A 26,655-nucleotide genomic window follows, 5' to 3' on the forward strand; every position below is an offset into this window, starting at 1 on the left:
GATCTCAGCCGTCTTTTTGGTTGACGATCAGTTCTGCATTCTCGGGTAGTTCCGCAACAATGCTCACCTCGTCGGCGCGAATTCGTGCATGCAGTTTGAAGGTTTCGATGGCGGCTGTTTCCGCAGCAGAAGCGTCGGCACCGTCTTCCAGCACAAGCGAGAGGCGGATCATGTCGCGATCGTTCTCGCGCGTTACCACGGCCTGCGCGGCCGTTGCGCCGGGCGTACCGATGACAACTTCTTCGATCACGCGTGGATAAACGAATATCTCGCGCACTTTGACCGCTGCGCCGACCCGGCCCTGCAGTGCGGAAATCCGGCTGACGGTGCCATCCGCGTTGCTTTCCAGCGCAAAGGCGCTGTCGCCGGTACCGAACCGGATCATCGGCCAAGTTGCATCGCGCGCGGTCACAACAACCTCGCCCGGTTCCCCGTGAGCGACCTGTTCTCCACTGTCCGGATCGCAGATTTGCACCACGCGGTCGGGATGAACTCCATAGCCTTCGCCGCCATCCTCATAGGCGACAAGGCCCAGATCCGCAGTGGCATAGGCAGCCCAGGTGGAGACGCCATAGTCGGCCTCAATCCGGCGGCGCTTGGCCATCCAATCGCCCATCTCTCCGCCGAGGAAGGCCGTCTTTACCTTCCATGCGTCGCGGCCATAGGTTTCGATCACTTTGTCCGCCAGCGTCAGGAAAAACGCGGTCGAGGCGCAGATCGAGGTCACGCCGGTTTCGACGATGATCTGTGCCTGAAGCTCGGTATTGCCAACGCCTCCGGGGATAACCGTGGCGCCGGCGGACTGTGCCGCTTCGTCGAACAGCAAGCCTGCCGGCACGAGGTGGTACATCCAGGTGTTCAGGATGATATCCCCGGGCCCCACGCCGGCCGCCTTGAACAGCAGGTCCAGACCGTGGCCGCCACCGCCCGATAGGGCCGGTTCGAAAATCGGGCCGGGGGATACGTAGATCCGCCCGATATCCTTGAGATCCGATGCGAGGAACCCGCCGAAGGGTGGATTGTCACGCTGGATCTTCAGAAGCTCCTCCTTCTTCATCACTGGAAGACGCGAGAGGTCCGCCACCGATGTGACGGCTGCCGGATCAAATCCGGCAGCCGTAAATCGCGATTTCAGGCCAGGAGCCTTTTCGGCCGCAGCGGCATAGGCTTGCGCTATATCTTGGTAGATATCTTCAGACATTTCCATGCCTCCTCGTCCAATCAGGCGTTAAAGCGGGCAGTCCTTGCGGAAGTTCGGCGCGCGCTTCTCCCGATGTGACAGAACGCCTTCCCTGACGTCTTCACCCATGAAACCGAGCATCTCCAGCGCGGTCGACGCATCGAAGATCGGGCCAGCCTGGCGCAGCCAGTTGTTCAGCGAATACTTGGTCCAGCGGATTGCGCTTTGCGAGCCGTTGGCCAGCTCGACGGCCGTGTCCAAAGCGATTTGTTGCAACTCGTCATCTTCGACGCACATTGAGACAAGGCCGATGCGCTCGGCCTCTTCGCCCGAAACCGGCTTACAAGTCATCAGATAGTATTTCGCCTTGGCCATCGAAGTCAGCAGCGGCCAGATGATCGCCGCGACATCGCCAGCGGCAACACCCAGGCGCGGGTGACCATCGACAATCTTGGCCTTCTTCCCGGCAATCGAGATGTCGGCGAGGATGGCAACCACAAGACCGGCACCGGCCGCAGGTCCGTTGATCGCGGAAATGATGGGTTTGTTGCAGTTGATGATGTTGTAGACAAGGTCCTTGGCCTCTTTCCAAGTCTTCATGATCTCGTGCGAGTCGCCGATCATTTTTTCAATCAAGCTAAAATCACCGCCGGCGGAAAACGCCTTTCCCGCGCCGGTTACAATGACCGCGTTGATGTCGGGATCACGGTCGATATCGATCCACATGTCCGTCATCTGGGTATGGGTTTCCGCGTCCACGGAATTAAAGGACTCAGGGCGGTCAAAAGTGATGCGCAGGACGCGATCCGCCGGGTAGTCAAATTTCAGTTTGTCGTACTTTGCATAGCGCTCCGACATAGTTCTTTTCCTCCGTAGGGTGTGGGTATGAGTATGGGTTCAGCCAGGCAGTCCGAGGACGGCCTTGGACAGAATGTTTCGTTGGATTTCGTTCGACCCACCGTAGATCGTGGTCGGCCTGGCCTTATAAAAGCTCGCAAGGACATCGACACTTACGTTGCCGACCTGAAGTGGCCCGATGGTACCGCCGTCGGGGCCGGCAGCTTCGATCATAAGCTCGGTAATGCGCTGAAAGCACTCAGTCACCCAGATTTTGAGCATCGAGACATCCGCGCCGAGCGTTTCACCTCGCTTGAGCTGATCGGCAAAACGGGCGTATAGCGCGGCGTGATCTTCAACATCGAGTGCGGCTTGGGCAAAGCGGTCGCGGAACACCGGATCATCGAAAGCGCCACGGCCCCGGGCAAAGCTTTCCAGTTGCCCCAGTGCGTTCTGGGCCAGGCTTGGTGAGCCGATGAAGATGCGCTCGAAACTCAGAAGCGCCTTGGCCATCGTCCAGCCCTTGTTCAACTCGCCCACGAGGTTTTCACTGGGCGTACGGGCATTGTCGAAGAAGACCTCGCAAAACTCGGTCTCGCCCGACAGGGTAGTGATCGTGCGCACCTCGACTCCGGGTTGATCCATCGGAGCGAGCAGGAAACTGATGCCCTGTTGTTTCTTGGGCGCATCCGGATCAGTGCGCACCAGCATGAAGATGTGCGTGGCATCATGCGCCATCGTGGTCCAGATCTTCTGTCCGTTGATGACAAATTCGCCGCCATCAATCTCTGCGCGTGTGCGCAGGTTGGCCAGATCGGATCCGGCGCCGGGTTCCGAATAGCCCTGACACCAGATGTCTTCACAACTCAGGATACGCGGCAGCCAATAGTCTTTCTGTTCCTGGGTGCCAAACTTGATAATCAGTGGGCCGACCATCTGCACGCCCATGTCGCGGCCACGATTGACGCCCCAGCGTTGCTGCTCCTCGTAGAAAATCAGAAGCTTGGCGGCGTTCAGCCCCATGCCGCCGTATTCCGCAGGCCAGGCCGGCGCGACCCAGCCCTTGGCGTGCAGCTTGCGGTGCCAATGTTCGATCTCGGCGAACTTGGGACGATGCGGCAGGTGGCGCAGTTCCTCGGGATATTCCGCCTCGAAGAACTGGCGCACTTCTTTGCGGAAGTCCGCATCGCTCGTTGCGTTCCAGTCGGTCATTGTGCTGCCCCCTCTGCTTCGCGTGCATCGAACCAAATCCGTCTGTGATAGGCGTCGTCGCCCAACCAGGCCGACAGCACCAGCGCCCGGTTCAGGTAGAGCCCGATATCGAACTCATCGGTGTAACCGACCGCCCCGTGCAACTGGACCGCGTCGCGGGTAATCCTTTTGGCGGTCGTAACCGCACGCGCCTTGGCACGGCTGGCAAGCTGTGCCCGAACCTTCTGATCGGTTTCACGGTCCATCAGCGCCAGAACTTCGCGGACGCCCGCCTGTGCAACCTCGCACATCACGTTAAGGTCGACGGCTCGATGCTGGATGACCTGGAATGACCCGATCGGCTTGTCGAACTGCTCGCGCGTCTTGATGTAGTCGAGCGTAATCTCGAAGGCGCACTCGCTCAGGCCGACAAGCTCTGCCGCGGCTAGCGCCGTTGCATCGGCGACAGCCTCGGCAAGCGCAGCCTGAACCGCGTCGCCGCTGGCCAGTTCCGCGGCCGGTATTCCTGAAAACGAAAGCTCGCCCAGGGAACTGCCGTCGGCCTGCGCCCGCCTGGTCGTAACAAGCCCGTCCGCGTCTGCCTCGGCCAGAACCAGAACCGGACCATCATCTCCTTTGGCCACAACAAGGAAGCCGTGCGATCCGGTCGCGCCGACCACCCAAGCCTTGCTGCCGGTCAGCCGTCCGTCTGCGTATCGGCAGGTCGCATTGGCGGGCGCTCCGCCCGGGCCACGTTCCTGCCAGGCAACCGCCAGTGAAATTTCGCCGCCGATGAGCTGCGCCATCTTCGGATGTTCCGGGCAAAGGCGGCGCAGAAGGCCGAGGCTCAGACCGATCGTCAGCACGACCGGTTCCGGTGCAATCACGCGACCGGCCTCTTCTGCGATGACGCCCCCGGCGGCCAAGCCCATGCCAAGACCCCCCTGATCTTCGGGCACCGCCACGCCGAATACGCCGGCCTCGGCCAATTCCCGGACCATTTTCGGGTCGAAACCGCCGTCGGCATCACGTAGTTTTCTGGCTCTTCCACTTCCGCCCGCGCGCTCGAACAGGGTGCGCGCGCTCTCTCGCAACAGGCGAAGGTCTTCTTGTTCGCTGGAAACTGTATCAGTCTGTGTCATTTTGTTTTCGCTGAATCATCACAGGGGTGTCGGTCGAAAAAACGATCTCGCCTTTGGGGTTTTTGGCGCTGAGCGTATAGTGCAAAATACCTCTGTCGGGCTTGCTTTTGGACGGCGTGACCGAATTGACCGTCATATCAACATCAAGGGGTTCGTTCGGGCGCACTGGCCGCAGCCAGCGCAAATTGTCAAAGCCCATGCCACCGATATTGGCAACATCGACCATCATCTCGGTCATGACAGGCTTGAACACCTCCAGCATCGTCTGAAAGCCCGAGGCGATCAGGCTGCCATGTATGGTGGCCGCATAGTCTTCGTCGGTGTGCAGCCGCTGCGGATCCCATTCCTTGGCAAATGCCTTTATTGAGGCTGCGCTCATCGGGGCGCTGCGAAAGTGATAGACTTGGCCCGGCGCGAAATCCTCCAAATACCTCAAGAAGCATCCTCCTTTGCGAAACCGGAATCGTATCCGCTTGCATCCCTGGAAATCCGTACGCGGTTGAATTCTTCCAGCTTCGGATAGGTTTCCTTGAACGCCACCAGGAATTCGTCCATGGGCGCGTCGAAATAGAGCCCTCGATCGTTCACATATTCCATGTGCCGGTGGTCCTGTTCATCGAACTCGTGGAACAGCGCATCGTGATACCCGTCGAAGACCAGAGGCTTGACCCCGAATCTTTCACACAGCTCCATGTTGAATGCAGGTGTTACCTTGTAGGGCTCACCATCCAGCCACAGTTGAACGTAGCCGTGATAGATGAATAGGTCAGTCCCCATCAACTCCTGCAGCTTAGGGGTGTTCAGGTGGTTGCGCACATCGGCAAACCCAAGTGCGGCGGGGATACCCACAGCACGCAAACAGGCCGCAAGCAGGATCGCCTTGGGAACGCAAAATGCCGCTTCTGCCCCTGCGATCCGGCTGGCACGGTAAGAATCTTCATCCAGCGCAAAACAATATGGGTCGTAACGAATGTCGTCGCGAACCGCTTCAAACAGACGGATCGCCTTGTCCCGCTTGGTTGCATCCAGCGAAAGATCGCGCAAAGCCGCTGTCGCAAACCCCTGCACTTCGAGGCTGTCGCTTTCGACATAGTGCGACGGCATGACAAAGCGCTCGGCTTCTGCAGGCAGGTGGTCATCGGACTCGGCCATTGGATCTCTCCATTTTTCTAACAATTGTTAGAATAGTGATTCACCACCAGCACGTCAACGGGATTTAATCTGTGTCCGGCGCGTCCAGCCCGTAACGCGCATTGTCTTCTCCCAAGGCGGCCGCAACTCCGACCGAGTTGGCCGGAGACCGGAACTCCGGCGCAATTGGTAGCGGCAATGCGGGCGCATTCTGGCCGGATATGCTCAGGGTTCGCCCAAAAACGTCACGCGCTTTGAAATGCGGGTCACGCGACGCCTCGGCGTGCGTTTTTACGACCGAACAGCAACAATCTGCCGCCGCCAGCAAAGGCTCCCAATGGGTCGAGGGCTGTTTCCCCAGACGACGCGCAACTTCCGCAGCACAGGAATCAGGCTCGGACCAGTCATCGCGAAGCGCCGACGGCAAACCGATGACATCGCAGAACGACTGCCAGAACTTTTCTTCCAACGCGCCAACGGCGATCTGACGCCCGTCCGCAGCCGTATAAAGCCGATACCGGGCCAGGCCGCCCGTCAGGCGGCTGCCGCCGCTTTCGATGTTTTGCCCGGCGATCACACCTTCGGCATGGGCCCAATAGGCAAAGGCGAACGCCCCCTCGGACATGGCGATATCCAGATGCGTCCCCTGCCCGCTTGCCTGCCGCGCGATCAGGGCCAGCAGGATATTCATCACCGCCGGATAGGTTCCGCCTCCGATATCGGCGACCAGCCCGAACGGCATTGTCGGTTGGTCATCGGGTCCGCGACTCAGCGACAGGATACCCGCATCGCCGATGTAGTTAAGGTCGTGGCCAGCGGCGCTGGCCTTTGGTCCGGTCTGGCCATAGCCGGTGATCGAACAATAGATCAGACCGGGATTGATCTCGCGCACAGCCTCATATCCCAGCCCGAGCCGGTCCATCACGCCGGGACGGAACTGCTCTACCAGAACATCGGCCTTTTCAAGTAAAGGCCGCAGAGCATCTACCGCGCCCTTTGACTTGAGGTCGATGGCCACCGACCGCTTGCCTTGGTTCAACACAGCAAAGCCGATGCTCTCCCCGTCGATCATGGGTTCCGTGTGGCGTGCGTCCTCACCGACCCCGGGCCGTTCGAACTTGATAACCTCTGCCCCGGCCTCGGCAAGCATGAGCGTCGCCATCGGACCGGGAAGAAGGGTGCTGAAATCCAACACCAGAATATCCTTGAGCGGTTGAGTCATCTTCTGCTCCTCACGCGAAGCGCGCGGCGCCATTGTTCAGAACAACGACGTCGCGTGCCGGGACCGACGCGCGAAACCGGGCCTCGCCGTCCTCTTCCCAAATTTCGAACCGCACGGTTTCGCCGGGATAGACCGGTGCCGAGAACCGAACATCCAGACCGACAAGCCGGGCGGCGTCGTAATCCAGCACCGACTTGAGGATCGCCCGGGCGGCCAGACCATAGGTCGCCAGACCGTGCAGGATCGGGCGGTCGAACCCGACAGAACGGGCGACATCCGGGTCAGCGTGAAGCGGATTGAAATCGCCGCTGAGGCGATAAATGAGCGCTTGGCGCGGCAGGGTTTCGATTTCACAGACGTGATCGGGCGCGCGGTCAGGCAGCGCTGCCGGTGCCGGGCCCGCCTTATTTTCACCGTCAAAGCCGCCATCGCCGCGACAGAAGGCCGACATCGCCACGCGCGCCAGCTTTTCACCGCTGTCCGCGTCGATGATATCGCGGCTTTGGTAGATGACGGCTCCCTTGCCCTCGCCCTTGTCGGAGATGAAGTCGATCTTGCTGCGGCCGACAATCCGGCCATGGGTCGGCAGCGGCTTGTAGATATCCAGCCACTGTTCACCATGTAACACTTGCTGCCAGTTCACACCGGTCTTGGGATCGCGCAGCCAGAAGCCGGGGTACCCCATAGTGACCGCCATCGATGGAACCGTCTTCAGCCCGTCCTCATAGACGTAGGCCAGTTCCTTTTTGTCGGTCGGATCCTCGCCGAACCCTAGGCCGAGCGCATACAGGATGGTATCCCGCTCGGTCAGCGTCTGTTCGATTTCCTCAAAGTCCCAGTTCGACAGTGCCTCGAAATCCAATGGCATTATCTTTCCTCCCTTAATTGCCGTCAGAGCGTGTTTTGCGATCCAAGTATTGCCGTGACCTGACTGGACAGCACACCGCCGTTGCCATGCGCCAGCGCCAGGTCGATATCCTTCAACTGAATGCCCGGCGCGTCGCCACGGATCTGACGCGCAGCCTCGATCACGGTGAAGATTCCGTACATCCCGGGGTGCACGCAGGACAGGCCCCCGCCATTCGTGTTAACAGGCAAGATGCCGCCAGGCGCGATGCGCCCGCCTTCGACGAAGGCCCCGCCCTCGCCCTTGGCGCAGAACCCCAGATCTTCAAGAAACAGGATGGTATTGATGGTGAAGGCATCATAAAGCTCGACCGCCTGGATGTCCGCAGCGGTCACTCCGGCCGCAGCAAAGGCGCGCGCGCCCGAGTCGCGGGCGGCGGTCACGGTGAAATCTTTCATCTGCGAAATCTGCCGGTGCGAGCTTTCCGCAGCACTGCCCAGCACATAGACAGGCGCCTTTGGGAAATCCCGGGCGCGGTCCGCGCGGACCATTACGATCGCGCCGCCGCCGTCGGTGACAAGACAACAATCGCGCACGGTCAACGGATCGCCCACCATGCGCGCGCCCAACACGTCCTCGCGGGTCAGCGGGCCGCGCTCGAACGCTTCGGGATTGTGGTGCGCCCAGGCCCGCGCGGCAACGGCCACGTCGGCCAGTTGTTCGCGGGTGGTGCCGTATTCATGCATGTGCCGCGCCGCGGCCATCGCATATGCCGAGATCGGATAGCGCGGATTGTACGGCGCCTCATAGGCCGGCGGGCGCGAGGCGGTCACCAGTCTGCCCGACGCGGTGCGCTGGTTGGAGCCATAAACAATCAGGGCGACATCACACAGGCCGGCATCAAGCGCCATGGTCGCTGACGTCAGATAATTCACGAAGGATGATCCACCCGACATCGTGCCATCAATGAAACGCGGCTGAATGCCCAGATACTCAGCCGCCATAAGCGCCGGCATGCTGTCTTCCATCATGGTGCAGAACAGCCCATCGACGTCGGACAGATTCAGCCCGGCATCGCCAAGCGCTGCAAGTGCGGACTGCGCCATGACATCATATGCCGTCAGACCATGTGCCTCTCCAAAACCGGCATGACCGGTTCCCACGATGGCGGATTTTCCCCGAAGTTCAGCGGTCATATCTTATCCCTCCGATGGCTTGAAAAGCACGGCCGGAGCGCCCTCGGCCTCGCTCACGAAAGCGGTTACAGCCATGTCGATGGCGACCTCACCTGGAGCAATGCCCTCGACCCGGCTCATCATCCGAACGCCCTCGTCCAGCTCGACAACGCACACATTGTAGTCACCTCCCCGTTCGGGCTTTCGGCGCACGACGGTTGTGGTGTGGACCCGTCCCTTGCCGGTGGCCTGCTTCCATGAAATCGCGGCGCCATGACAATGGGGACACAGGACGCGCGGGAAAAAATGATAGGCCTCGCAGTCTTCGCACTTTGGCAGCAGGATCTCTCCCTTTGTCAGTGCGCCCTGGAAAATCTGGTCTGGTCCTTTGGCGTCCGGCACCGGCGTTCTCCTTCAAGTAATCAATTCTCTGGTTAAGCGTATTGATAATAAATCTAACAAATGTTAGATTTAGTCAACCTCTTTGGAACATTTTCGGGAAACTCATGTCAGGTTCAGATTTAGCCCCCCTTTCTGGCAAACTCATAGTTGCGCTGGAACAGGCAGTCGCCGCGCCTTTTTGCTCCTCGCGACTGGCCGATGCCGGCGCGCGCGTGATCAAGATCGAACGCAAGGGCACAGGCGATTTCGCCCGCGCCTACGATACCGCCGCCAATGGTGAAAGCGCCTATTTCACATGGCTGAACCGAGGGAAAGAATCGGTCGCCCTGGATATTAAAGCCGGCGAGGACCGGGAAATCCTGCTCAGGATGCTGGAAAACGCGGATGTGTTTATTCAAAACCTGCTGCCGGGCGCGCTGGTCAAGCTTGGGCTCGATTCCGCCACGCTGCGAGAGAGGTTCCCGCGTCTCGTGACCTGCGACATCACCGGATACGGTGAGGACGGTCCGATGCGCAATGCCAAGGCCTATGATCTTCTGGTGCAATGCGAAAGCGGTCTGGCATCGGTGACCGGCACGGCGGACGGACCGGGGCGGGTTGGCGTTTCCGTCTGCGATATTGCCACCGGTATGACAGCCCATGCCGGAATTTGCGAAGCACTTGTCGGGCGTGATCGCACCGGCAAGGGCAGCGGTGTTTCGGTGGCAATGTTTGACGTGATGGCCGACTGGATGTCGGTTCCGCTGCTATATCACGATTACCTTGGCAAGCCGACACCCCGTGTCGGACTGAACCACACGGTCATCTGCCCGTACGGGGCCTATGCGTGCAAGGACGGTCAGCTTGTCGTCATTACCGTGCAGCACAGCGGCGAATGGCAACGGTTCTGTGAACACATACTGGGCGACGCGCCTCTGGCAACCGACCCCCGGTTTCACGACAACACGGCGCGAATTGAAAACAAGCCCGCGCTCGAAGCGCTCATCAAGGCCGTGTTCTCCTCTCATGACCGCGCCGAGATGCTGAAGCGGCTTGACGCTGCGGGCATTGCCTCCGGGGCCGTGAACGACGTGGCGACCCTGTCCGATCACCCTCAGCTTGACCGGTCCGTGATTGGCACACCCTCCGGCGAGATCAAGGTCCCGACACCCCCGATCCGGCGCAGCGTCGGCGAAACGACACTGGGCCCCTGCCCGGCCTTCGATGCGGAAGGCAAAGCCCTTCGCGCCGAGTTCTACCCTCGTTCAAAAAAAGGTTGGGCAACTAAATGACCGCTGAGAAAAAACCCGCGATCCTTCAAGGCGTGAAGATCGTGGATCTGACTTCGGTCGTTTTCGGACCTTTGGCGACGCAAATGCTGGGCGATCTGGGGGCCGATGTGATCAAGGTGGAAGGCCCAGAGGGCGATCTTCTTCGCCAGGTCCAGCCATCACGCAACAAACTGATGGGCGCCGCTTTTCTGGGTACCAACCGTAACAAGCGCAGTGTCGTACTCGATCTGAAGACGCAGACCGGTCGGGATCGATTGCGCAAGCTGCTTATCGATGCCGACGTGATGATTTCAAGCATACGGCCTGCGGCGCTAGCCAGATTGTCTCTCGATCCCGAAACCCTACGCCAGGAAAATCCGAACCTGATCACGGTATCTGCCACTGGATTCGGGCAGGACGGACCCTATGCCGCCCGACCCGCGTTCGACGATGCCGTCCAGTCGGTTTCCGGGTTAGCTAGCCTGGCAACATTGCGCGATCCCGAAGCGCCGCCCGCATATGCCCCTACGATTCTAGCCGACAAGCTTGGCGGCGTGACGGCCGCCTATGCCGTGATGGGAGCCCTGTTCCACCGCGAGCGTACGGGAGAAGCCCAGCATGTCGAGGTGCCGATGTTTGAGACGCTGGCCGCCTTCCTGCTGGCCGAACATCTGGATGGTGCCACCTTCGAAGAGACCCCGCAGGATTTCGGCTATGCCCGGATGCTGGTTCCGCATAGGCGTCCGGTTAAGACGGCAGATGGATATATCACAATTCTGCCCTACACCAACGTACAATGGGCGCGGTTCTTCAAGGCGGTCGGGCGCGATGACATGATCGACCACGTCTGGGTCACTGACATGGACACCCGTAGCCGCAACATCGGCGCTGTATACGATATGGTGGCGCAGATTGCCCTAACTCGGACAACAGATGACTGGCTTGCCCTGATGGAGAATGCCGACATACCCGCCATGCCGGTGCGCAACCTGTCGGATTTGCCGAACGATCCCCATCTTGCCGCGACCGGGTTCTTTCAACAGATTGATCACCCAACCGAAGGTGCGATCTGGACGACACGCCCGCCGATACGATTCTCGGCAACGCCGGCGCGGCATGATCACCGCCCTGCCCCTCGACTGGGGGAGCACAGCGAAGATATCCTCGGGCCGGGAGAAGAATAACCCCCCCCGGCACCGAACGGATCAAACATCCATCGAACGTGCGATCAGTTCCTTCATGATCTCGTTGGTGCCGCCATAGATCATCTGGACCCGGCTGTCGGCATAAAGGCGCGCGATCGGGTATTCCATCATGAAACCATAACCGCCGTGCAGTTGCAGGCATTCATGCATGACCTCGTTTTGCGTCTGGCTGCCCCACCATTTCGCCATCGAGGCCGTGGCCGCATCAAGTTCGCCCTTTTCGAGGCGCACGAGCCCGTCATTGACGAAGGTGCGCAGCAATTCGGCCTTGGTCTTGCATTCCGCCAATTTGAAGCGTGTGTTCTGGAAATCCATGATGCGGTTACCAAATGCCTTGCGGTCCTGTACATATTTCACAGTTTCATCGATGGCAAAGTCAATGAAGCCTAGCGCGGTAACGCCAATCATCAGCCGTTCCCAAGGGAGCTGCTTCATCAACTGGTAGAAACCTTGCCCTTCTTCCGGGCCAAGCAGGTTCGCCGTAGGCACGCGCACATCCTCGAAGAACAACTCAGCCGTATCCGATCCCTTCATGCCCAACTTCTTCAGGTTCCGTCCCCTACGAAAGCCTTCGGCGTCCTCGGTTTCCAGAACGATCAGCGAAACGCCCTTGGCGCCAGCGTTACGGTCGGTCTTTGCCACGACGACAACCAGATCGGCTGTATGTCCGTTGGTGATGAAGATCTTCGAGCCGTTGATCTTGTAATGGTTGCCATCCTTTTCCGCATGGGTCTGGACGTTCTGGAGGTCAGAGCCCGTTCCTGGCTCGGTCATCGCGATCGCCGCGACACTGTCGCCGCTGACCAGCTTCGGCAACCACTTTTTCTTCTGTTCTTCGCTGCCATAGGCGTTGATATAATGGATTACGATGGACTGGATGCCATAGCCCCAACCCGTGTCACCGGTGCGCCCTTGCTCGTAAACGGTAATCGCATCGAACCCGATGCCGCCACCGAACCCGCCATATTCTTCGGCAATCGAGCCACCCATGACACCCTGTTGACCGACTGTTTTCCAGAAGTCGCGGTCAACAATGCCCTGCTCCGCCCATTTTTCGATGTTTGGAGCCATTTCGGCATCGAAAAGCTTGCGTGTGCTATCCGCGAACATCTTATGTTCATCTGCGGCCCAGGCCGAACTATTCGTAATCAGAGACATTTTGGAATCCATTCCTAAGGTTGGTATTGCCATAAATCTAACATCTGTTATTTTTTCGGCAATGGCCCAGTCTCAAGGCAAACGCCGCGTTATTTTGCTCGAGACGGCTTTCCTGAACTGGCGCGGTATCAACTTCCTACTCCCAGGCAAGTTCCACCAAGGCACCGAACGCGCAGGTCAGGGTAACGGGCTGACACTGGGCAGTACACGGCCTGCGTGACGCAAAAAATGAAGAACCGGAGTGAAAATGAAAGATATCGTAGTATTGGATGGTGTGCGAACAGCCATCGGAACCTTTGGCGGCTCTCTTTCGGGCACGTCTCCGATCGAACTGGGTAGCATAGTGGCGAAAGAGGCGCTTGCGCGTTCAGGTGTCGAAGGCAAGCAGGTTGGAAACGTTGTTTTTGGCCATGTTATTAACACAGAGCCGCGCGACATGTATCTTAGCCGCGCGGCGTCTATTGCCGCTGGCGTGCCAGAAAAGGCGCCCGCAATGAACGTCAATCGGCTCTGCGGTTCTGGGCTACAGGCTATTGTGTCAGCGGCGCAGTCGCTGATGCTGGGTGATGCAACAATGGCTCTTGCCGGTGGCAGCGAAAGCATGAGCCGCTCGCCCTATATCGTGCCAGCCATTCGCTGGGGGCAGAAAATGGGTGACACGGGTGCAACTGACATGATGCTCGGCGCGTTGAACTGTCCGTTTGGCACCGGGCATATGGGCGTAACAGCGGAAAACGTCGCCGCCGAATACGACATCACGCGCGAAGCTCAGGATGCGTTTGCCCTTCAAAGCCAGGAGCGCGCTCTGAACGCGCTCAAAGAGGGGTATTTCAAATCCCAGATCGTTCCCGTCGAGGTCAAGGTCAAACGCAACACTGCTTCTTTTGACACCGATGAACACCCCAAGGCGAGCACAGTTGAAATGCTCGGCAAACTGCGTCCGGCCTTCCAGAAGGATGGCACCGTGACGGCGGGGAATGCTTCGGGTCTCAATGATGGGGCCGCCGCAGTTGTGCTGGCCACGGCAGATGCTGCATCAGATGCAGGGTTGAAACCGCGCGCACGCCTGCTTGGATATCATGTTGCAGGAGTACGCCCGGACATCATGGGAATCGGGCCAATTCCGGCTGTCGAAGGACTTTTGAAACGTACAGGCCTGACAATTTCTGATTTCGACGTCATCGAGTCAAACGAAGCCTTCGCGGCTCAGGCTTTGGCCGTGAGTAAAACTCTTGGTCTGGATGGCAACAAGGTGAACCCCAACGGCGGCGCAATTGCTCTCGGACATCCTATCGGGGCGTCGGGGGCCATAATCTTTGTCAAAGCGCTCTACGAGCTGGAGCGTACCGGCGCAAAACGCGCGCTGATTACCATGTGTATCGGTGGTGGGCAGGGGATTGCCCTAGCCATAGAAGCCATATGAATTAGAGTCTATGGGCACCTCAAAAAAGCGGTTCCCTTTCAATTAGTAACAAGATGAGCATACAAAAAGGCCCGCCGGATGGCGGGCCTTCTCGCATTTGATGTGACGCAATTTACAGTGCGTCAGTCAGGGCCGGGACGGCCTCGAACAGGTCGGCGACCAGGCCGAAGTCAGCAACCTGGAAAATCGGTGCTTCTTCGTCCTTGTTGATCGCGACGATGATCTTCGAGTCCTTCATGCCAGCCAGGTGTTGGATGGCGCCCGAGATGCCAACGGCGACATACAGTTCGGGGGCAACAACCTTGCCGGTTTGACCCACCTGCCAGTCGTTCGGGGCGTAGCCCGAGTCGACAGCAGCGCGCGAAGCCCCAACGGCGGCGCCCAGCTTGTCAGCCAGCTTCTCGATCAGGGCAAAATCCTCTTCAGATCCGACGCCACGGCCACCGGACACGACCACGCCGGCCGAGGTCAGCTCGGGGCGGTCCGATGCGGCAACCTTGTCTTCGACCCATTCGGACAGGCCGGGGTTGTCGGCAGCACCGATGGTTTCGACTGCGGCCGAGCCGCCTTCGCCAGCGGCATCAAAGGTCGAGGTGCGGAAGGTGATGACCTTGGTCGTATCCAAAGATTTGACGGTTTGCACGGCGTTGCCGGCATAGATAGGGCGTTCGAACGTGTCTGCATCGACAACGCCAGAGGCGTCCGAAATCACCATCACGTCCAGCAGCGCAGCAACGCGCGGCATGACGTTCTTGGCGTCGGTCGTGGCGGGTGCCACGATGTGCGAATAGTCACCGGCCAGCGACACGATCAGCGCGGCGGTGGGTTCCGCCATGCGGTGACCCAGCGACGCATCTTCAGCGACCAACACCTTGGCGACACCGTCGATCTTGGCGGCGGCTTCGCCAGCTGCGGCGGCGGAAGCACCCGCGGCCAGAACGGTCACGTCGCCCAGTGCCCGGGCGGCGGTGACGGCTTTGGCGGTGGCGTCCAGCGCCAGTTCACCATTGTTGACTTCGGCGAGTAGAAGAACAGCCATTACACAGCCCCCGCTTCTTTGAGTTTCGAAACCAGCTCGTCAACCGAGCCGACGATGATGCCGGCGGCACGTGTTGCCGGCTCGGTCGTTTTGACCACTTCAAGACGCGGCGAAGTGTCGACGCCGTAATCGGCGGCGGTTTTTTCGTCCAGCGGCTTCTTCTTGGCCTTCATGATGTTGGGCAGCGAAGCGTAACGCGGTTCGTTCAGGCGCAGGTCCACGGTGACGATTGCAGGCATGTTGACCTTGATGGTCTGCAAACCGCCGTCGACCTCGCGGGTCACCACGGCCTTGTCGCCGTCGATGTCCAGTTCCGAGGCGAAGGTGCCTTGCGACCACCCCAACAGCGCCGACAGCATCTGGCCGGTGGCGTTCATGTCGTTGTCGATGGCCTGTTTGCCCGCGATCACCAGACCGGGGTTCTCCTCGGCGATGACGGCCTTGAGGATCTTGGCGACGGCCAGCGGTTCGATGTCGGTGTGGACGTCATCAGCGGCGTTAACCAGAATGGCACGGTCGGCGCCCATGGCCAAAGCGGTGCGCAGGGTTTCCTGCGCCTGCTTGACGCCGATCGACACGACGACGACTTCTTCGACCTTGCCGGCCTCTTTCAGGCGGATCGCCTCTTCGACCGCGATTTCGTCGAACGGGTTCATCGACATTTTGACATTGGCGAGATCGACACCGCTTCCGTCCGCCTTGACGCGGACCTTCACGTTGTAGTCGATCACGCGTTTGACAGGCACAAGCACCTTCATCTACGTTCTCCTTTGGTTCTTCGATATGGTTTCCACCGACCTATCGGTCATTGAATTCGGGGTTTCTTTTCTCTGAGAACGCTTTCATGGCCTCTGGAAAATCATGCGCGCACAGCAGAACGCTTTGGGAATCGCGTTCGATGTCCAGAGCCTCCAGATAGCTGCACTCCGCCGTGGCGCGCATCACGCGCTTGGTTGTCTGGACACCGAACATCGGGTGTGGTGCGATCTCGCGGGCAATTTCCAGAGCGCGTTGCTCGACCTGGTCGGCGGGTACGCATTCTTCCACGACGCGCAGTTCCTTGGCGGTGCGCCCGTCTATTTCACGACCTGTGAGAACAAGCATCCGCGCCACGCCCGCGCCGGCACGTTGCTGAAGCAGCCAGCTCGAGCCGGTGTCGGGACAGCCGCCGATGCGGGCAAAAACCTCGCACAGCCGGGCATCTTCGGCCGCTACGACGATATCCGCCGACAGGGCCAGGCTGAGGCCGGCACCAAATGCTACTCCGCATACAGCAGAAATCAGAGGCTTGCGAAACAGATAGGCCGCGCGTCCGCCATCGTGAACCCGGTCGACCATTTCCGATGTCGCCCTTGCGCCTTTCGCGATTTCAGCCTGAAATCCAACGAGATCGCCGCCGCTGCTGAAATGATCGCCACCGGTCATGACAACGGCACGGATCGTATCGTCCCGTTCGGCTTCGCGCAGGAGTGTCACTAATTCCTCTACGAATGCAATGCTGTAAGGGTTGCGTTTAGTTGGCTGAAGAAAACGCAATATTCCGACATGGCCATCCCTGTCCAGACGAATAAGTTCAGTCATTCCAGTCTCCATCAGGTTCCAGTCCAGACCGGTGCGCGTTTTTCGGCGAATGCCCTGGGGCCCTCAATCGCGTCGTTGCTGGCGTATACAACCTCGTGCAGGCGCTTACCCTCTTCGAGGCCACCCGCACAGCCCAGGTCCATGGTCGCGCGAACGCCGCCCTTGGCAGCGATCACCGAAAGCGGGGCCCCGCTGGCTATGCGTTTGGCAAGGTCGAATGCCCGTGCGCGAACGGCATCGGGGGTGTCCTCGATATAGTTGGTGAACCCGTATTCGTGCAGACGCTCGATCGGCATCAAATCGCCGGTCAGAACGATTTCCATAAGGATGGGCTGCGGCAGCATGGACAGCGCCGGCGACGCCCAAGGCGATCCACGACCGATCTTTACCTCGGTAATGCCAACCTTGGTCCCCTTGAGACCGACCCGCAGATCGCAATTCAGCGTCAGCATCATGCCGCCCGCCATCAGCGACCCCGTCATCGCCGCGATGATCGGCTTCTTGCAGGCGCGCATGGTCTCGTGAAATGGATCGCGCATCTTTGACAGGATATCGACGCCTTCGTCGCGCGCGATTTGCGTGGCTTCCTTGAGGTCCAGCCCGGCGCTGAAAACACCGCAATCGGCCGAAGTCAGAATGGCCACACGAACGCTGTCATCCGCCTCAATCTTTTCCCAGGCATCCGTCAGCCCGTTCGTCGCGGCCACGGAAAGCGCATTCTTGCGTTCGGGCCGGTTGATACAGACGGTTGCAATGCCGTCTTCGATTTTCACATCAATAGGGCTCATGATACCTGCTTCGTTTTAACTGGGGAAATTCTGATGCGAAGCTTCCCCGCGACATGTTTGCCGCGGGGAAGTTCCTGCTTATTCGACAGAGAACGACTTGGAACTGTGCTTGATGACTTCCCACACAACGTCGAGATAGTCGGCGCTCCAGTCGGTCAGCGGAACCCAGGTTTCGCCATTCCACTGTTCGACTCGGGTCTTGCCGCCGCCGCCGTGGTCTTCACCGGTTACGGTCACCGGGGCCATGACGCCGTCGCCATCGAAGTTCTCGATCGATTCATAGGCAGCCTTCATGCTTTCCGGTGTGATCGGCCAACCGTTTTCGGTAATCGCGATACGTGCAGCTTCAAAGCCGACCGAGTAGATGGCCATGCCGGTGTTGTAGTACACGTCGCGAACAAGGCTCTCGGGACCGCTGCCCTTGCCATTGGCATAGTAGGTGTCCAGCATCGTCTTGACGATCGGAACTTCCTGGCCACCGGCCACGTTGGTCCCGCGCAGGATGCCTTTCGCCTCTTCGGCACCGATATTGGCGATGTCGACTTCGTTCAGCCAGTTGACCGACAGGTAACGGTCGATCGGGAACCGATTGCGGCGCATTTCCTTGGAGGCGACCACGTGTCCGCCGGCAAGCAGCCAGCTGATCACGTAATCTGGCTTATCACGGCGGATATTGCTCCATGCGCCGGCTTGATCCGACCCGGGGAGCGGCACAGGATAAAGCTCCAGCTCAAACCCTTCCCTTTCAGAAAGTGTTTTCAGGATCTCGATCGGTTCCTGACCGAAGGGATAGTCCAGATAGATGAACCCGATCTTTGCTTTGCTCAGATCACCGCCCATCTGGCCTTTGATGAAGGCAACATCATTTGCCGCCTGCTGCCAGTACGTCGGACCGACCGGGAAAACCCATTCGAACACGTCGCCGTCAACCGCGTCGCCGCGGCCAACGAAGGACTGCATCAGAACGTTTCCGTCCTTCATGGCCCGCGGCAGGACCGCGTTCGTGACGGGCGTGGAAAGAAAGTTGAAAAGGAAAACACCGTCACGCTTGAGCTGCTCATAGCATTCCACGCCACGTTGCGGTTCGTTGCCATGGTCGCGAATGATGATTTCAACCGGATGGCCTTCGATTCCACCGTTTTCGTTGGTGTACATCGCCAGGTCCTGGGCTGCCTGGGCCACCTGCGGTGAAATGAACGTGTACGATTTACTGAGGTCGAAGCAGAGTCCGAAGCGGATCGGCTCCTTGTCCTGCGCCGCAGCCACCGTCGCGCTTGTTGCCAATGCGGCAGTAAGGGCCACCGCCTTGATGTGCTGTTTGATTTTCATATTCTCTCTCCCGTTGGTTGAGTTTAGGGCGGCTAAACTGTTTTGTGAGCGCCGCCGCCCTGTACAGCGCCACCCTTCCTGCTATCAGTCTGTCACTGCTCGTATTTTGCGGAACTTTCCTTAACCACGTCCCAAACGACATCGCCGTATTCAGAAATCCATTCGGTTTGCGGCACCCAAGCCTCTCCGTCCCACATTTCGATGCGCGTCTGGCCACCGCCGCCATGGTCTTCGGCCGTTACCGTAATGGGGGCCATCAACCCGTTGGCGTCATAACCCTTCAACGACTCAAGTCCCGCCTTGTAGGATGTCGGAGTGATCGGCAGCCCTTCGAGTTCGACCGCGTTGCGCGCGGCTTCGAACATGATCGAATACATGGCCAGCCCCGTATTATAGAAAACGTCCTGCGTCTTCTCAATCGGGCCCGAGCCCTGTCCGTTGTCATAAAGCTCGGTCATGATCTCCTTGAACAGGGCGACATCCTGACCGCCCACGACATTGGTACCGCGCTTGATGCCCTTGGCCGCATCAGTGCCGATATTGGCAATATCGACCTCGTTCAGCCAGTTGACCGAAATGTATTTTTCCATCGGGATGCGATTGCGCTGCATCTCTTTCGATGCGACCACATGGGCACCGCCCAGCATCCAGACGATCACATGATCGGGCTTGTCGCGGCGCACCTTGGACCATACTCCGGCCTGGTCGCTGCCGGGCAGCGGAACGGGGTAAAGCTCAAGCTCGAAACCCTCTTTCTCGGACAAGGTTTCCAGAATCTCGATTGGCTCCTGTCCGAAGGGATAATCGAAGTAAACAAACCCCACCTTCACGTCCGACAAGTCGCCGTCGTGCAATTGCTTGATGTAGGCGACGTCGTTGGCGGCCTGCCCCCAATAGGTAGGCCCGATCGGATAGACCCAGTCAAAGACCGTGCCATCCACGGCATCGCCGCGGCCGACAAGCGATTGCATCAGAATGCGCCCATCTTCCATAGCCCGTGGCAGGATGGCCAGAGACACCGGGGTGGACAGTGTATCGAAGACGAACACACCCTCGCGGCTGAGCTTGGAGTAACACTCGATCCCGCGCTGCGGTTCGTTCCCATGATCGCGCACGATAACCTCGACCGGTTCTCCTCCGATACCGCCCTTCATATTGACCAGCTTGGCGAGATCTTGTGCCGCCTGGGCAACCTGCGGCGTGGCAAAGGTATAGGCTTTGCTGAGGTCGTAGCAGACGCCAATCTTGAATGGCTCAGCCAGCGCCTGGGTGCCGAACATCGCTCAGCCAACCATTGAAAACACGGCCAACGCTTTGGTAAGTTCCTTCATTTGATCCTCCCTGAACAATTTCTGAATAGTACCTCAGCTCAGCCAACGTTTGCGTCGGCTGTAGTGCTTGACGTTGTGGAAATCGGTTTCTTCTCCGCCGCCCAGATAAAATTCCTGAATGTCGGAGTTGGATTTGAGCGCCTCGGCCGTGCCGTGCATGACAACGCGGCCGTTCTCAATCAGATACCCTTGCGAAACAATCTCCAGAGCGGCCAGCGCGTTCTGCTCCACCAGCAGGACGGATACGCCCTCCTCCTGATTGATCTTTTGCAGGATGCCGAAGATTTCCTCGACCAGGAACGGGGCAAGGCCGAGACTTGGTTCGTCGAGCATCAACAGTTTCGGCTGCGTCACCAGCGCCCTGCCGATGGCCAGCATCTGTTGCTCGCCACCAGACAAATAGCCTGCTTGCGAATTGCGGCGTTCGGCAAGTCGTGGGAAATAGTCGTAAATCTTTTCTTTTTCCGCATTCAGCGCCGATCGGGACATTCCGCGCGGCGCAGCAGCGGTCAGGTTCTCGTCGGGGGTCAGGTGTTCAAAGACCCGCCGCCCTTCGATGACGTGACAGATACCCATCCCGACGCGGTTTTGCGCGAGCACTTCGGTTATTTCTGTTCCCTGGAAGGTTATTTCACCTCGGCTGATGCGTCCGCGCTCTGCCTTCAGAAGACCGCTGATCGCTTTCAACGTGGTGCTTTTGCCCGCGCCGTTCGAGCCCAAGAGCGCGATCATCTCGCCTTTTGGCACCTTGACCGAAACACCTTTGATCGCCAGCATTACATTGTCGTACAGCACCTCGACACTGTTCATGGACAGAATGTGCTCGGCTTCAACTTTTTCTTGCATCGGCATTTCCCTTATTTCTTGAACTGATCGAAGGGCCAGACCATCAGATAGTCTCTGATGTTGCCGTAGAGTTTTCCCAAACCGAGCGGTTCGATCAGAAGGATAATGACGATCAGTGCGCCATAGACCGCATTCGGGATGTGAGCGAGCGTTTCAACATTGATCTGCATACCAAGCCCCTCGCTCACCGTGACGACGAGACCGTTCACCAAACCGGGGACAAGAAGGATCAGAGCAACACCGAAATAGGATCCGATTACGCTGCCGAGGCCGCCAACGATCACCATCGCAAGAACCTGGATAGATACGGTGACCGAAAACTGCTCCGGCGCGGCAAGAAAGAAGAAGGTGGCGACAAGCAAAGCACCACTGACGCCCGCGATGAAAGACGAAGTCGCGAAGGCTAGGATCTTGTAATAGAAACTGTTCACACCCAGGATCGCGGCAGCAAAGTCTTTTTCGCGTACCGCGACCAGGGCACGACCAAGCCCAGTGCGTTTGAGATTCAGCATGAAGATCGTCACCAACACACACCATCCGAAGGCGACATAGTAAAAACCGGTATCAGAGGTAATATCCTGCCCAAGAAACGCCAAAGTTGGTGACTGGAGCGATGCGTGCGAGCCCCCTGAAATCGCCGGCGAGTGGGTCAGAACCCAGTCCATCACGAATTGCATCGCAAGAGTCGTGAGTGCGAGATAGAGACCCTTGACCCGCAATGCGGCAAAGGCGAACAGGCTGCCGATCACAGATGACGTCAACCCGCCAATGATCAGGGCGAATTCCCATGGCACGCCGAAACGCGCCGCGTGGATCGCCGAATACGCCCCGACGGCCATGACCGCAGCATAGCCCAAGTGAAGTTGGCCAGCCCAACCTGTCACCAGGTTAAGTCCAAGGGCGGCGGCCGTCCAGATCAGCCACGGAAGCATGTAACTGTTCAGGTAGAGCGACGGTATGATGAATGGCGCGGCAAGTCCAATCAGGAAGATGAATACAGCCAGGTTCCGGTCAGCAGGTACCTTGAAGATACGACTATCGGATACATAGTTGGCGTGATGGACGCCGGAAAGTCTATAAAACATCCCTTAGACCCTTTCGATGTCGTGACGGCCGAACAGCCCGTGCGGACGGATCATGACCGTAAGAATGAGCACGGCGGCGACGATAAGCTCGCGGCTTCCGCCTCCGACAAGCGGATCCAGAAGATCGGCACCAACGTTTTCGACGACGCCCAGAATGATGCCCGCGATCACTGCGCCGAGGATACTGTCGAGTCCACCAAGAACGGCCACCGTCAGACCCTTCAGAAGCAACAGCGACAGCGCCTGATCGACACCCTGAATCTCGCCCCAGATGACGCCTGCGGCGACGGCAACAACTGATGCCAGTGCCCAGGACAACCCTACGCCGCGCTCAACCGAAATGCCGACCGACCACGAAGCCATGTAATCATCCGCGATCGCCCGCAACTTGATCCCGGTCCGGGTTCGGAAGAACAGCATGAAGGCGACAAAGAGTGCGAGCGCAACACCGGCACCGACAAGATGGATGCGGCTGACGAAGATGTCGCCCAGGAACAGCGGTTCATAGCTGACCCCCAAATCAACCGAACGGGATGTCCCACCCCAGATTGCAAGTGTTGTCCCCCGCAGGAAGATGTCCAGGCCAAGTGTCAGCATCAGGATCATGACGACCGGACGGCCCGCGAGACGGCGCAGGGCAACACGCTCAATGCCAAATCCCAGGCCGAACATGATCACCGCAGCAAGCGGAATGGCCAGCCACAGCGGCAGACCCGCGTCATGTGAAAGGGCAAGAACCACATAGGCCCCGACCATTGTCAGCCCACCCTGCGACAGATTGGGCACCGAGGACGCTTTGTAGATCAGCACGAGGCCGATAGCGAAGAGCGAATACAAGAGACCCGTCAAGGCTCCATTGATCGCAAGTTCAGATAGAAAGACCCAATCCATTTATACCTCCCTGATGGGAAGGCTTCTTTCGACCTTCCCTATTTCCCCTGTCTCGTAAGTCACCTGCGCGCTTACGTGGACATCTTTTGAACCGTCGTAGAGCGCCGCGATCACGTCGGCATAGCGTTCCTGTACAACCTTGCGTCGCAGTTTTCGGGTCCGCGTGATCTCACCATCGTCCGGGTCGAATTCCTTCGGCAGGCTGACAAAGCGTTGCAGGCGCAACGGCTCTGTGACGGCCTTATTTACCCGTTCGAATGCCCCGTGCAGCAGCGCCGCGACCTCGTCACGTTGCGACAAATCGGAATAGGACACATAAGGCACGCCGTTCACTTCGGCCCAGTGTCCCACTGCCTCGAAATCCACGCAGACCATGGCGGTCAATTCATCCAGGCCGGCACCGATAACAGCCGCATCCTTGATATAGGGGCTGAACTTCAACCGGTTCTCAATGTAGTTTGGCACATAACGCTCGCCTCCGGCTGTATGCATGACCTCGGAGACACGGCCCAGAACAACCAGGTGTCCGTCATTCTCCAGATAACCGGCATCGCCGGTATGCAGCCACCCGTCCTCAAGCGCTTCGGCGGTCGCTTCGGGTTTGTTGAAGTACCCCTCAAACACGCTGTCCGAACGCACCAGGATCTCTCCGTCTTCGGCAATTTTCACCTCGACGCCAGGCGCGGGTTTGCCAACGGTATGGAGGCGCACCTCGCCCGGAGACTGAATCGCATTGATCGCGCTATTTTCGGTCTGGCCGTAGAGTTGGCGCAATTTGATTCCCAGGGCTCGGTAGAAAACAAACGTGTCTTCGCCGATTGCTTCGCCGCCAGTGAACGCGTTCTTCAGACGACTCATCCCGAACTGGTCCTTGATCGGACCAAAAACGATCGCCTCGCCCAAAAGTCGGCCCAAAGGCTCTAGTGCACCGCCGCTAATGCCATTCAGCTTGCGTGTCTCGGCGGCAATCGCCCGGTCCATGAAGAAATGGTACAGCCATTTTTTGACCGGGGTCGAGTTCTCGATACCCACTTGGATCGTCGTCAGCATCTGGTCCCAGCTTCTCGGCGCCGCCAGATAGAATGTCGGAGCGATTTCGCGCATGTCGCGAACGACGGTTTCCTGACGTTCAGGCACGTTCACGGTGAACCGGCAGAGCAGCGCCGCCGCGACGGTAATGGCGAAGTCGCCCACCCAGGCCATCGGCAGATAGGCGAGGATTTCCTCATTGTCGTCGAATGCACCCGCTGCATGCCCGTTCCTGGCCGCAGCAAGAACGTTCTTTTGACTCAGAACGATACCTTTCGGTTTTCCCGTGGTCCCTGACGAATGCATGAAAATGGCCGGATCGCCGGGCTTTGCCCGACCAAAGAGATCTTCGCGCAAGCCCGGGGTTTCATTAAGATCGTGCTGACCGACTTCGATCAGGTGATCCCAGGACATCAGCCCTTCAACCTCATAGAATCCGAGGCCTCGCGCTTCATCATAAATGATGTGGTCGATACCCTCGGCGCCCGCGTCCTTCAGTTCCAGGATCTTGTCTACCTGCTCCTGATCTTCGGCGATGGCCGCGACGATTTCGACTTCGCCAAGAAAGTGCCGAAGTTCTTCGATTGTCGCGCCCGGATAGGCAGGCATTGCATAGGCGCCCAGCAACGAAACAGCCAGCATGCCGCCGTACAACCGTGCACGGTTATCGCCCAGAATAAGTACTGCCTTGCCCGGCTTTACGCCGATTTTTTCAAGTCCGGCCGCGCAGGCAAGCACCTCTTCGGCGTATTCCGCCCAAGTGGTTTCTTTCCAGATCCCGCGTTCCTTTTCGCGAAGCGCGATATCCTTTCCGTGGCGCGACGCGTTTTGCGCCAGCAGTGCACCAATCGTATCGCCGCCCGAAGACTGTTTTTGCGTCAAATCAGTCATGCGACCCTCCGATATATGCCTCGATGACCCGCGGGTCTTTTACAACGTCCTTCGGGATGCCGCTGGCGATCATTTCGCCATAATTAAGCGCCAGCATCCGATCACAGATGCCGGTGATGACATCCATATGATGCTCGATCAGCAGAACGCTGACGCCGCGTTCGGCACGGGCATCCAGAATGAAGCGGGACATATACCCCTTCTCTTCCTGATTCATGCCTGCCATCGGCTCATCGAGTATCAACATTTGCGGCTCGGCCACCAATGCCCGCGCAAGTTCGACCCGTTTTTTCAGCCCGATCGGAAGACCATCGACCAACTCATGTCGGATGCTTTCAAGCTGTAGAAACTCGATCACCTCCTCGACGATCTTACGGTTCTCGATCTCTTCATGCCGCGCCGCCCACCAATAAAGCGCCGTGCGTAAGACGCCCGGTTTCATGTGGATGTGCCGCCCGAGCAGGATGTTGTCCAGAACGCTCATCCCGTTGAAAAGGGCAAGATTCTGGAACGTCCGCGCAACCCCGAGCTTGGCAACCTTATGAGGCGCTGTGCCCGTGATGTCTTTTCCCGCCAGCCGGACAGTGCCTACGTTTGGCGGATAAAACCCGGTAATTGCGTTCGTTAGCGTTGTCTTGCCGCTACCATTCGGTCCGACAAGCCCAAAGATTTCACCTTGCCGAATGACGAGATCAACTCCGGTGACAGCAACGATGCCGCCAAACCGTCGTTCGACCCCGTTGCACTCCAGAAGCGCCCCGCCATCGGTACCAACTGCTATTTTATTCTTCGTTGTCATCTGGATCTTATTGTCCCCATTAAGGTTCATGGCTTTCATCAGGAAATCAGGAAATGGTCCGGTCGACCCGTTGGCCATGGGTCCCCCCACAATTGCTGCCCACCGTCGATGTTCAGAACTTCACCGGTAACAAACTTTCCTGAGTTGGCCGCCATATAGACAACACCTTCAGCGACATCCCATTCGTCCCCGGCGTGCCGCATCGGATTGGAATCCTGGAAAGTTGCGGCACCCTCTGGAGGGTAGTTCCCGAAACCGTTGCTTTCGCAGCAACCCGGTGCCACGCAGTTCACGCGGATATCATGCGGCGCCCACTCCACCGCCACCGATTTGGACAGGTAAATCACCCCCGCCCGAGCTGCACAGGTATGAGCGATGCCAGGCATCCCGCGCCAGATATCCGCCACGATATTTACGATGGAACCCGGTTGCTTGTTCTCAACCCAGTGGCGCGTCGTGGATTGCATCATCCACCAGGTTCCGTTGAGGTTGGTGTCAATGACGGCGGTCCAGCCTTTCGGGGAAAAATCCAGCGCAGCCTGTGGAAACTGCCCCCCCGCATTGTTCACCAGAACGTCTATGGAGCCGAATTCCTGATTCGTCTTAGCGACAAAATCCTCGACCTGTTCAGGGTCACGGATGGTCATGGGCACGGCGAAAACTCTGCCCCCAAAACTCTCGAGGTACTCTTTGGCCGAGGCCAGCTTTTCCTCGTTGCGTCCATTGATCGCCAGATTGGCGCCCAGCCTGGCGAACAGAGCCGCAATCGCCAGCCCCAAACCTCCGCCTGCGCCGGTTACAACGACGGTTTTGCCCGCGAACAAATCATGTGCGTAAACGGTTGTGCGTTTTGACAGGTCTTCTCGCGAAGACCCGAACTGCG

General features: G+C 58.6%; 27 protein-coding genes. 4 read left to right on the plus strand and 23 right to left on the minus strand.

Translation table 11 applies throughout. The features are described from left to right. Positions 1–4: 4 nt before the first annotated feature. The 10 genes from AC5EFR_RS00575 to AC5EFR_RS00620 all read right to left on the minus strand — a co-directional run bounded on the left by AC5EFR_RS00575 (position 5) and on the right by AC5EFR_RS00620 (position 9,127). Complete coding sequence (locus AC5EFR_RS00575; RefSeq protein WP_286135106.1) at positions 5–1,201, minus strand: phenylacetate--CoA ligase family protein; 1,197 nt, start codon at positions 1,199–1,201, stop codon at positions 5–7. A 27-nt stretch (positions 1,202–1,228) separates the two neighbouring features. Beyond that, positions 1,229–2,038 carry an enoyl-CoA hydratase/isomerase family protein gene (locus AC5EFR_RS00580; protein WP_027238738.1) on the minus strand — a complete coding sequence of 270 codons (810 nt, stop codon included), beginning with the start codon at positions 2,036–2,038 and terminating at the stop codon, positions 1,229–1,231. A gap of 39 nt (positions 2,039–2,077) precedes the next feature. Then, positions 2,078–3,229 carry an acyl-CoA dehydrogenase family protein gene (locus tag AC5EFR_RS00585; protein ID WP_101657240.1) on the minus strand — a complete coding sequence of 384 codons (1,152 nt, stop codon included), beginning with the start codon at positions 3,227–3,229 and terminating at the stop codon, positions 2,078–2,080. After that, positions 3,226–4,350, minus strand: coding sequence for an acyl-CoA dehydrogenase family protein (locus AC5EFR_RS00590; protein WP_027238736.1), 1,125 nt, complete (start codon positions 4,348–4,350; stop codon positions 3,226–3,228). The genes AC5EFR_RS00585 and AC5EFR_RS00590 overlap by 4 nt, the downstream gene beginning before the upstream one ends. Next, positions 4,337–4,786 (minus strand): MaoC family dehydratase, encoded by a 450-nt coding sequence (locus AC5EFR_RS00595; RefSeq protein ID WP_027238735.1) that lies wholly within the window; start codon positions 4,784–4,786, stop codon positions 4,337–4,339. Before AC5EFR_RS00595 ends, AC5EFR_RS00590 begins: the two co-directional genes overlap by 14 nt. After that, a complete protein-coding gene (locus tag AC5EFR_RS00600; RefSeq protein ID WP_027238734.1) occupies positions 4,783–5,502 on the minus strand; it encodes a transglutaminase-like domain-containing protein in 720 nt (239 codons plus the stop codon). Before AC5EFR_RS00600 ends, AC5EFR_RS00595 begins: the two co-directional genes overlap by 4 nt. Before the next feature lie 64 nt (positions 5,503–5,566). Beyond that, a complete protein-coding gene (locus AC5EFR_RS00605) occupies positions 5,567–6,703 on the minus strand; it encodes a CaiB/BaiF CoA transferase family protein (RefSeq protein ID WP_027238733.1) in 1,137 nt (378 codons plus the stop codon). A gap of 10 nt (positions 6,704–6,713) precedes the next feature. After that, positions 6,714–7,571 carry a MaoC/PaaZ C-terminal domain-containing protein gene (locus AC5EFR_RS00610; protein WP_027238732.1) on the minus strand — a complete coding sequence of 286 codons (858 nt, stop codon included), beginning with the start codon at positions 7,569–7,571 and terminating at the stop codon, positions 6,714–6,716. A gap of 23 nt (positions 7,572–7,594) precedes the next feature. Next, positions 7,595–8,746 (minus strand): thiolase family protein, encoded by a 1,152-nt coding sequence (locus tag AC5EFR_RS00615; protein ID WP_027238731.1) that lies wholly within the window; start codon positions 8,744–8,746, stop codon positions 7,595–7,597. 3 nt (positions 8,747–8,749) lie between these two features. Further along, the gene (locus tag AC5EFR_RS00620; protein ID WP_027238730.1) at positions 8,750–9,127 is read right to left on the minus strand and encodes a Zn-ribbon domain-containing OB-fold protein; all 378 of its coding nucleotides are present in this window, start codon (positions 9,125–9,127) and stop codon (positions 8,750–8,752) included. A gap of 104 nt (positions 9,128–9,231) precedes the next feature. Between AC5EFR_RS00620 and AC5EFR_RS00625 the strand changes: the two genes are divergently transcribed. Both AC5EFR_RS00625 and AC5EFR_RS00630 read left to right on the plus strand, forming a co-directional pair. Then, positions 9,232–10,398 (plus strand): CaiB/BaiF CoA transferase family protein, encoded by a 1,167-nt coding sequence (locus AC5EFR_RS00625; protein WP_027238729.1) that lies wholly within the window; start codon positions 9,232–9,234, stop codon positions 10,396–10,398. Beyond that, positions 10,395–11,561, plus strand: coding sequence for a CaiB/BaiF CoA transferase family protein (locus tag AC5EFR_RS00630; RefSeq protein ID WP_101657236.1), 1,167 nt, complete (start codon positions 10,395–10,397; stop codon positions 11,559–11,561). Before AC5EFR_RS00625 ends, AC5EFR_RS00630 begins: the two co-directional genes overlap by 4 nt. 21 nt (positions 11,562–11,582) lie before the next feature. Here AC5EFR_RS00630 and AC5EFR_RS00635 read toward each other — a convergent pair whose 3' ends face one another. Further along, complete coding sequence (locus AC5EFR_RS00635) at positions 11,583–12,740, minus strand: acyl-CoA dehydrogenase family protein (protein ID WP_027238727.1); 1,158 nt, start codon at positions 12,738–12,740, stop codon at positions 11,583–11,585. Between the two features lie 61 nt (positions 12,741–12,801). On the opposite strand from AC5EFR_RS00635, the gene AC5EFR_RS00640 reads away from it, so the two are divergent. Together AC5EFR_RS00640 and AC5EFR_RS00645 are read left to right on the plus strand one after the other, a co-directional pair. Further along, on the plus strand, positions 12,802–12,960 hold the full coding sequence (locus AC5EFR_RS00640; RefSeq protein WP_161631283.1) for a hypothetical protein: 159 nt from the start codon (positions 12,802–12,804) through the stop codon (positions 12,958–12,960). 27 nt (positions 12,961–12,987) lie between these two features. Beyond that, a complete protein-coding gene (locus tag AC5EFR_RS00645) occupies positions 12,988–14,163 on the plus strand; it encodes an acetyl-CoA C-acyltransferase family protein (protein ID WP_027238726.1) in 1,176 nt (391 codons plus the stop codon). Positions 14,164–14,275: 112 nt separating this feature from the next. On the opposite strand, the gene AC5EFR_RS00650 is transcribed toward AC5EFR_RS00645, so the two are convergent. The 12 genes from AC5EFR_RS00650 to AC5EFR_RS00705 all read right to left on the minus strand — a co-directional run bounded on the left by AC5EFR_RS00650 (position 14,276) and on the right by AC5EFR_RS00705 (position 26,596). Then, on the minus strand, positions 14,276–15,202 hold the full coding sequence (locus AC5EFR_RS00650; RefSeq protein ID WP_111368636.1) for an electron transfer flavoprotein subunit alpha/FixB family protein: 927 nt from the start codon (positions 15,200–15,202) through the stop codon (positions 14,276–14,278). Then, complete coding sequence (locus tag AC5EFR_RS00655) at positions 15,202–15,960, minus strand: electron transfer flavoprotein subunit beta/FixA family protein (protein ID WP_319828968.1); 759 nt, start codon at positions 15,958–15,960, stop codon at positions 15,202–15,204. The genes AC5EFR_RS00650 and AC5EFR_RS00655 overlap by 1 nt, the downstream gene beginning before the upstream one ends. Before the next feature lie 40 nt (positions 15,961–16,000). Next, positions 16,001–16,783 carry an enoyl-CoA hydratase/isomerase family protein gene (locus tag AC5EFR_RS00660; RefSeq protein ID WP_319828967.1) on the minus strand — a complete coding sequence of 261 codons (783 nt, stop codon included), beginning with the start codon at positions 16,781–16,783 and terminating at the stop codon, positions 16,001–16,003. Between the two features lie 11 nt (positions 16,784–16,794). Then, the gene (locus tag AC5EFR_RS00665; RefSeq protein ID WP_319828966.1) at positions 16,795–17,571 is read right to left on the minus strand and encodes an enoyl-CoA hydratase/isomerase family protein; all 777 of its coding nucleotides are present in this window, start codon (positions 17,569–17,571) and stop codon (positions 16,795–16,797) included. Between the two features lie 78 nt (positions 17,572–17,649). Beyond that, entirely contained in the window at positions 17,650–18,900 is a 1,251-nt protein-coding gene (locus tag AC5EFR_RS00670; RefSeq protein ID WP_341235582.1) for an ABC transporter substrate-binding protein, read from the minus strand. Between the two features lie 92 nt (positions 18,901–18,992). After that, the gene (locus AC5EFR_RS00675) at positions 18,993–20,180 is read right to left on the minus strand and encodes an ABC transporter substrate-binding protein (RefSeq protein ID WP_493574093.1); all 1,188 of its coding nucleotides are present in this window, start codon (positions 20,178–20,180) and stop codon (positions 18,993–18,995) included. Between the two features lie 84 nt (positions 20,181–20,264). Then, positions 20,265–21,077 (minus strand): ABC transporter ATP-binding protein, encoded by an 813-nt coding sequence (locus AC5EFR_RS00680; protein WP_027238719.1) that lies wholly within the window; start codon positions 21,075–21,077, stop codon positions 20,265–20,267. An 11-nt stretch (positions 21,078–21,088) separates the two neighbouring features. After that, positions 21,089–22,162 carry a branched-chain amino acid ABC transporter permease gene (locus AC5EFR_RS00685; RefSeq protein WP_027238718.1) on the minus strand — a complete coding sequence of 358 codons (1,074 nt, stop codon included), beginning with the start codon at positions 22,160–22,162 and terminating at the stop codon, positions 21,089–21,091. 3 nt (positions 22,163–22,165) lie between these two features. Further along, on the minus strand, positions 22,166–23,053 hold the full coding sequence (locus tag AC5EFR_RS00690; RefSeq protein ID WP_027238717.1) for a branched-chain amino acid ABC transporter permease: 888 nt from the start codon (positions 23,051–23,053) through the stop codon (positions 22,166–22,168). Next, a complete protein-coding gene (locus tag AC5EFR_RS00695; RefSeq protein ID WP_027238716.1) occupies positions 23,054–24,973 on the minus strand; it encodes an AMP-dependent synthetase/ligase in 1,920 nt (639 codons plus the stop codon). It abuts the gene before it with no gap. Then, the gene (locus AC5EFR_RS00700; protein WP_027238715.1) at positions 24,966–25,772 is read right to left on the minus strand and encodes an ABC transporter ATP-binding protein; all 807 of its coding nucleotides are present in this window, start codon (positions 25,770–25,772) and stop codon (positions 24,966–24,968) included. The genes AC5EFR_RS00695 and AC5EFR_RS00700 overlap by 8 nt, the downstream gene beginning before the upstream one ends. A 38-nt stretch (positions 25,773–25,810) precedes the next feature. After that, a complete protein-coding gene (locus AC5EFR_RS00705; RefSeq protein ID WP_240476209.1) occupies positions 25,811–26,596 on the minus strand; it encodes an SDR family oxidoreductase in 786 nt (261 codons plus the stop codon). Positions 26,597–26,655 lie beyond the last annotated feature (59 nt).

The organism is Pelagimonas sp., assembly GCF_058892305.1.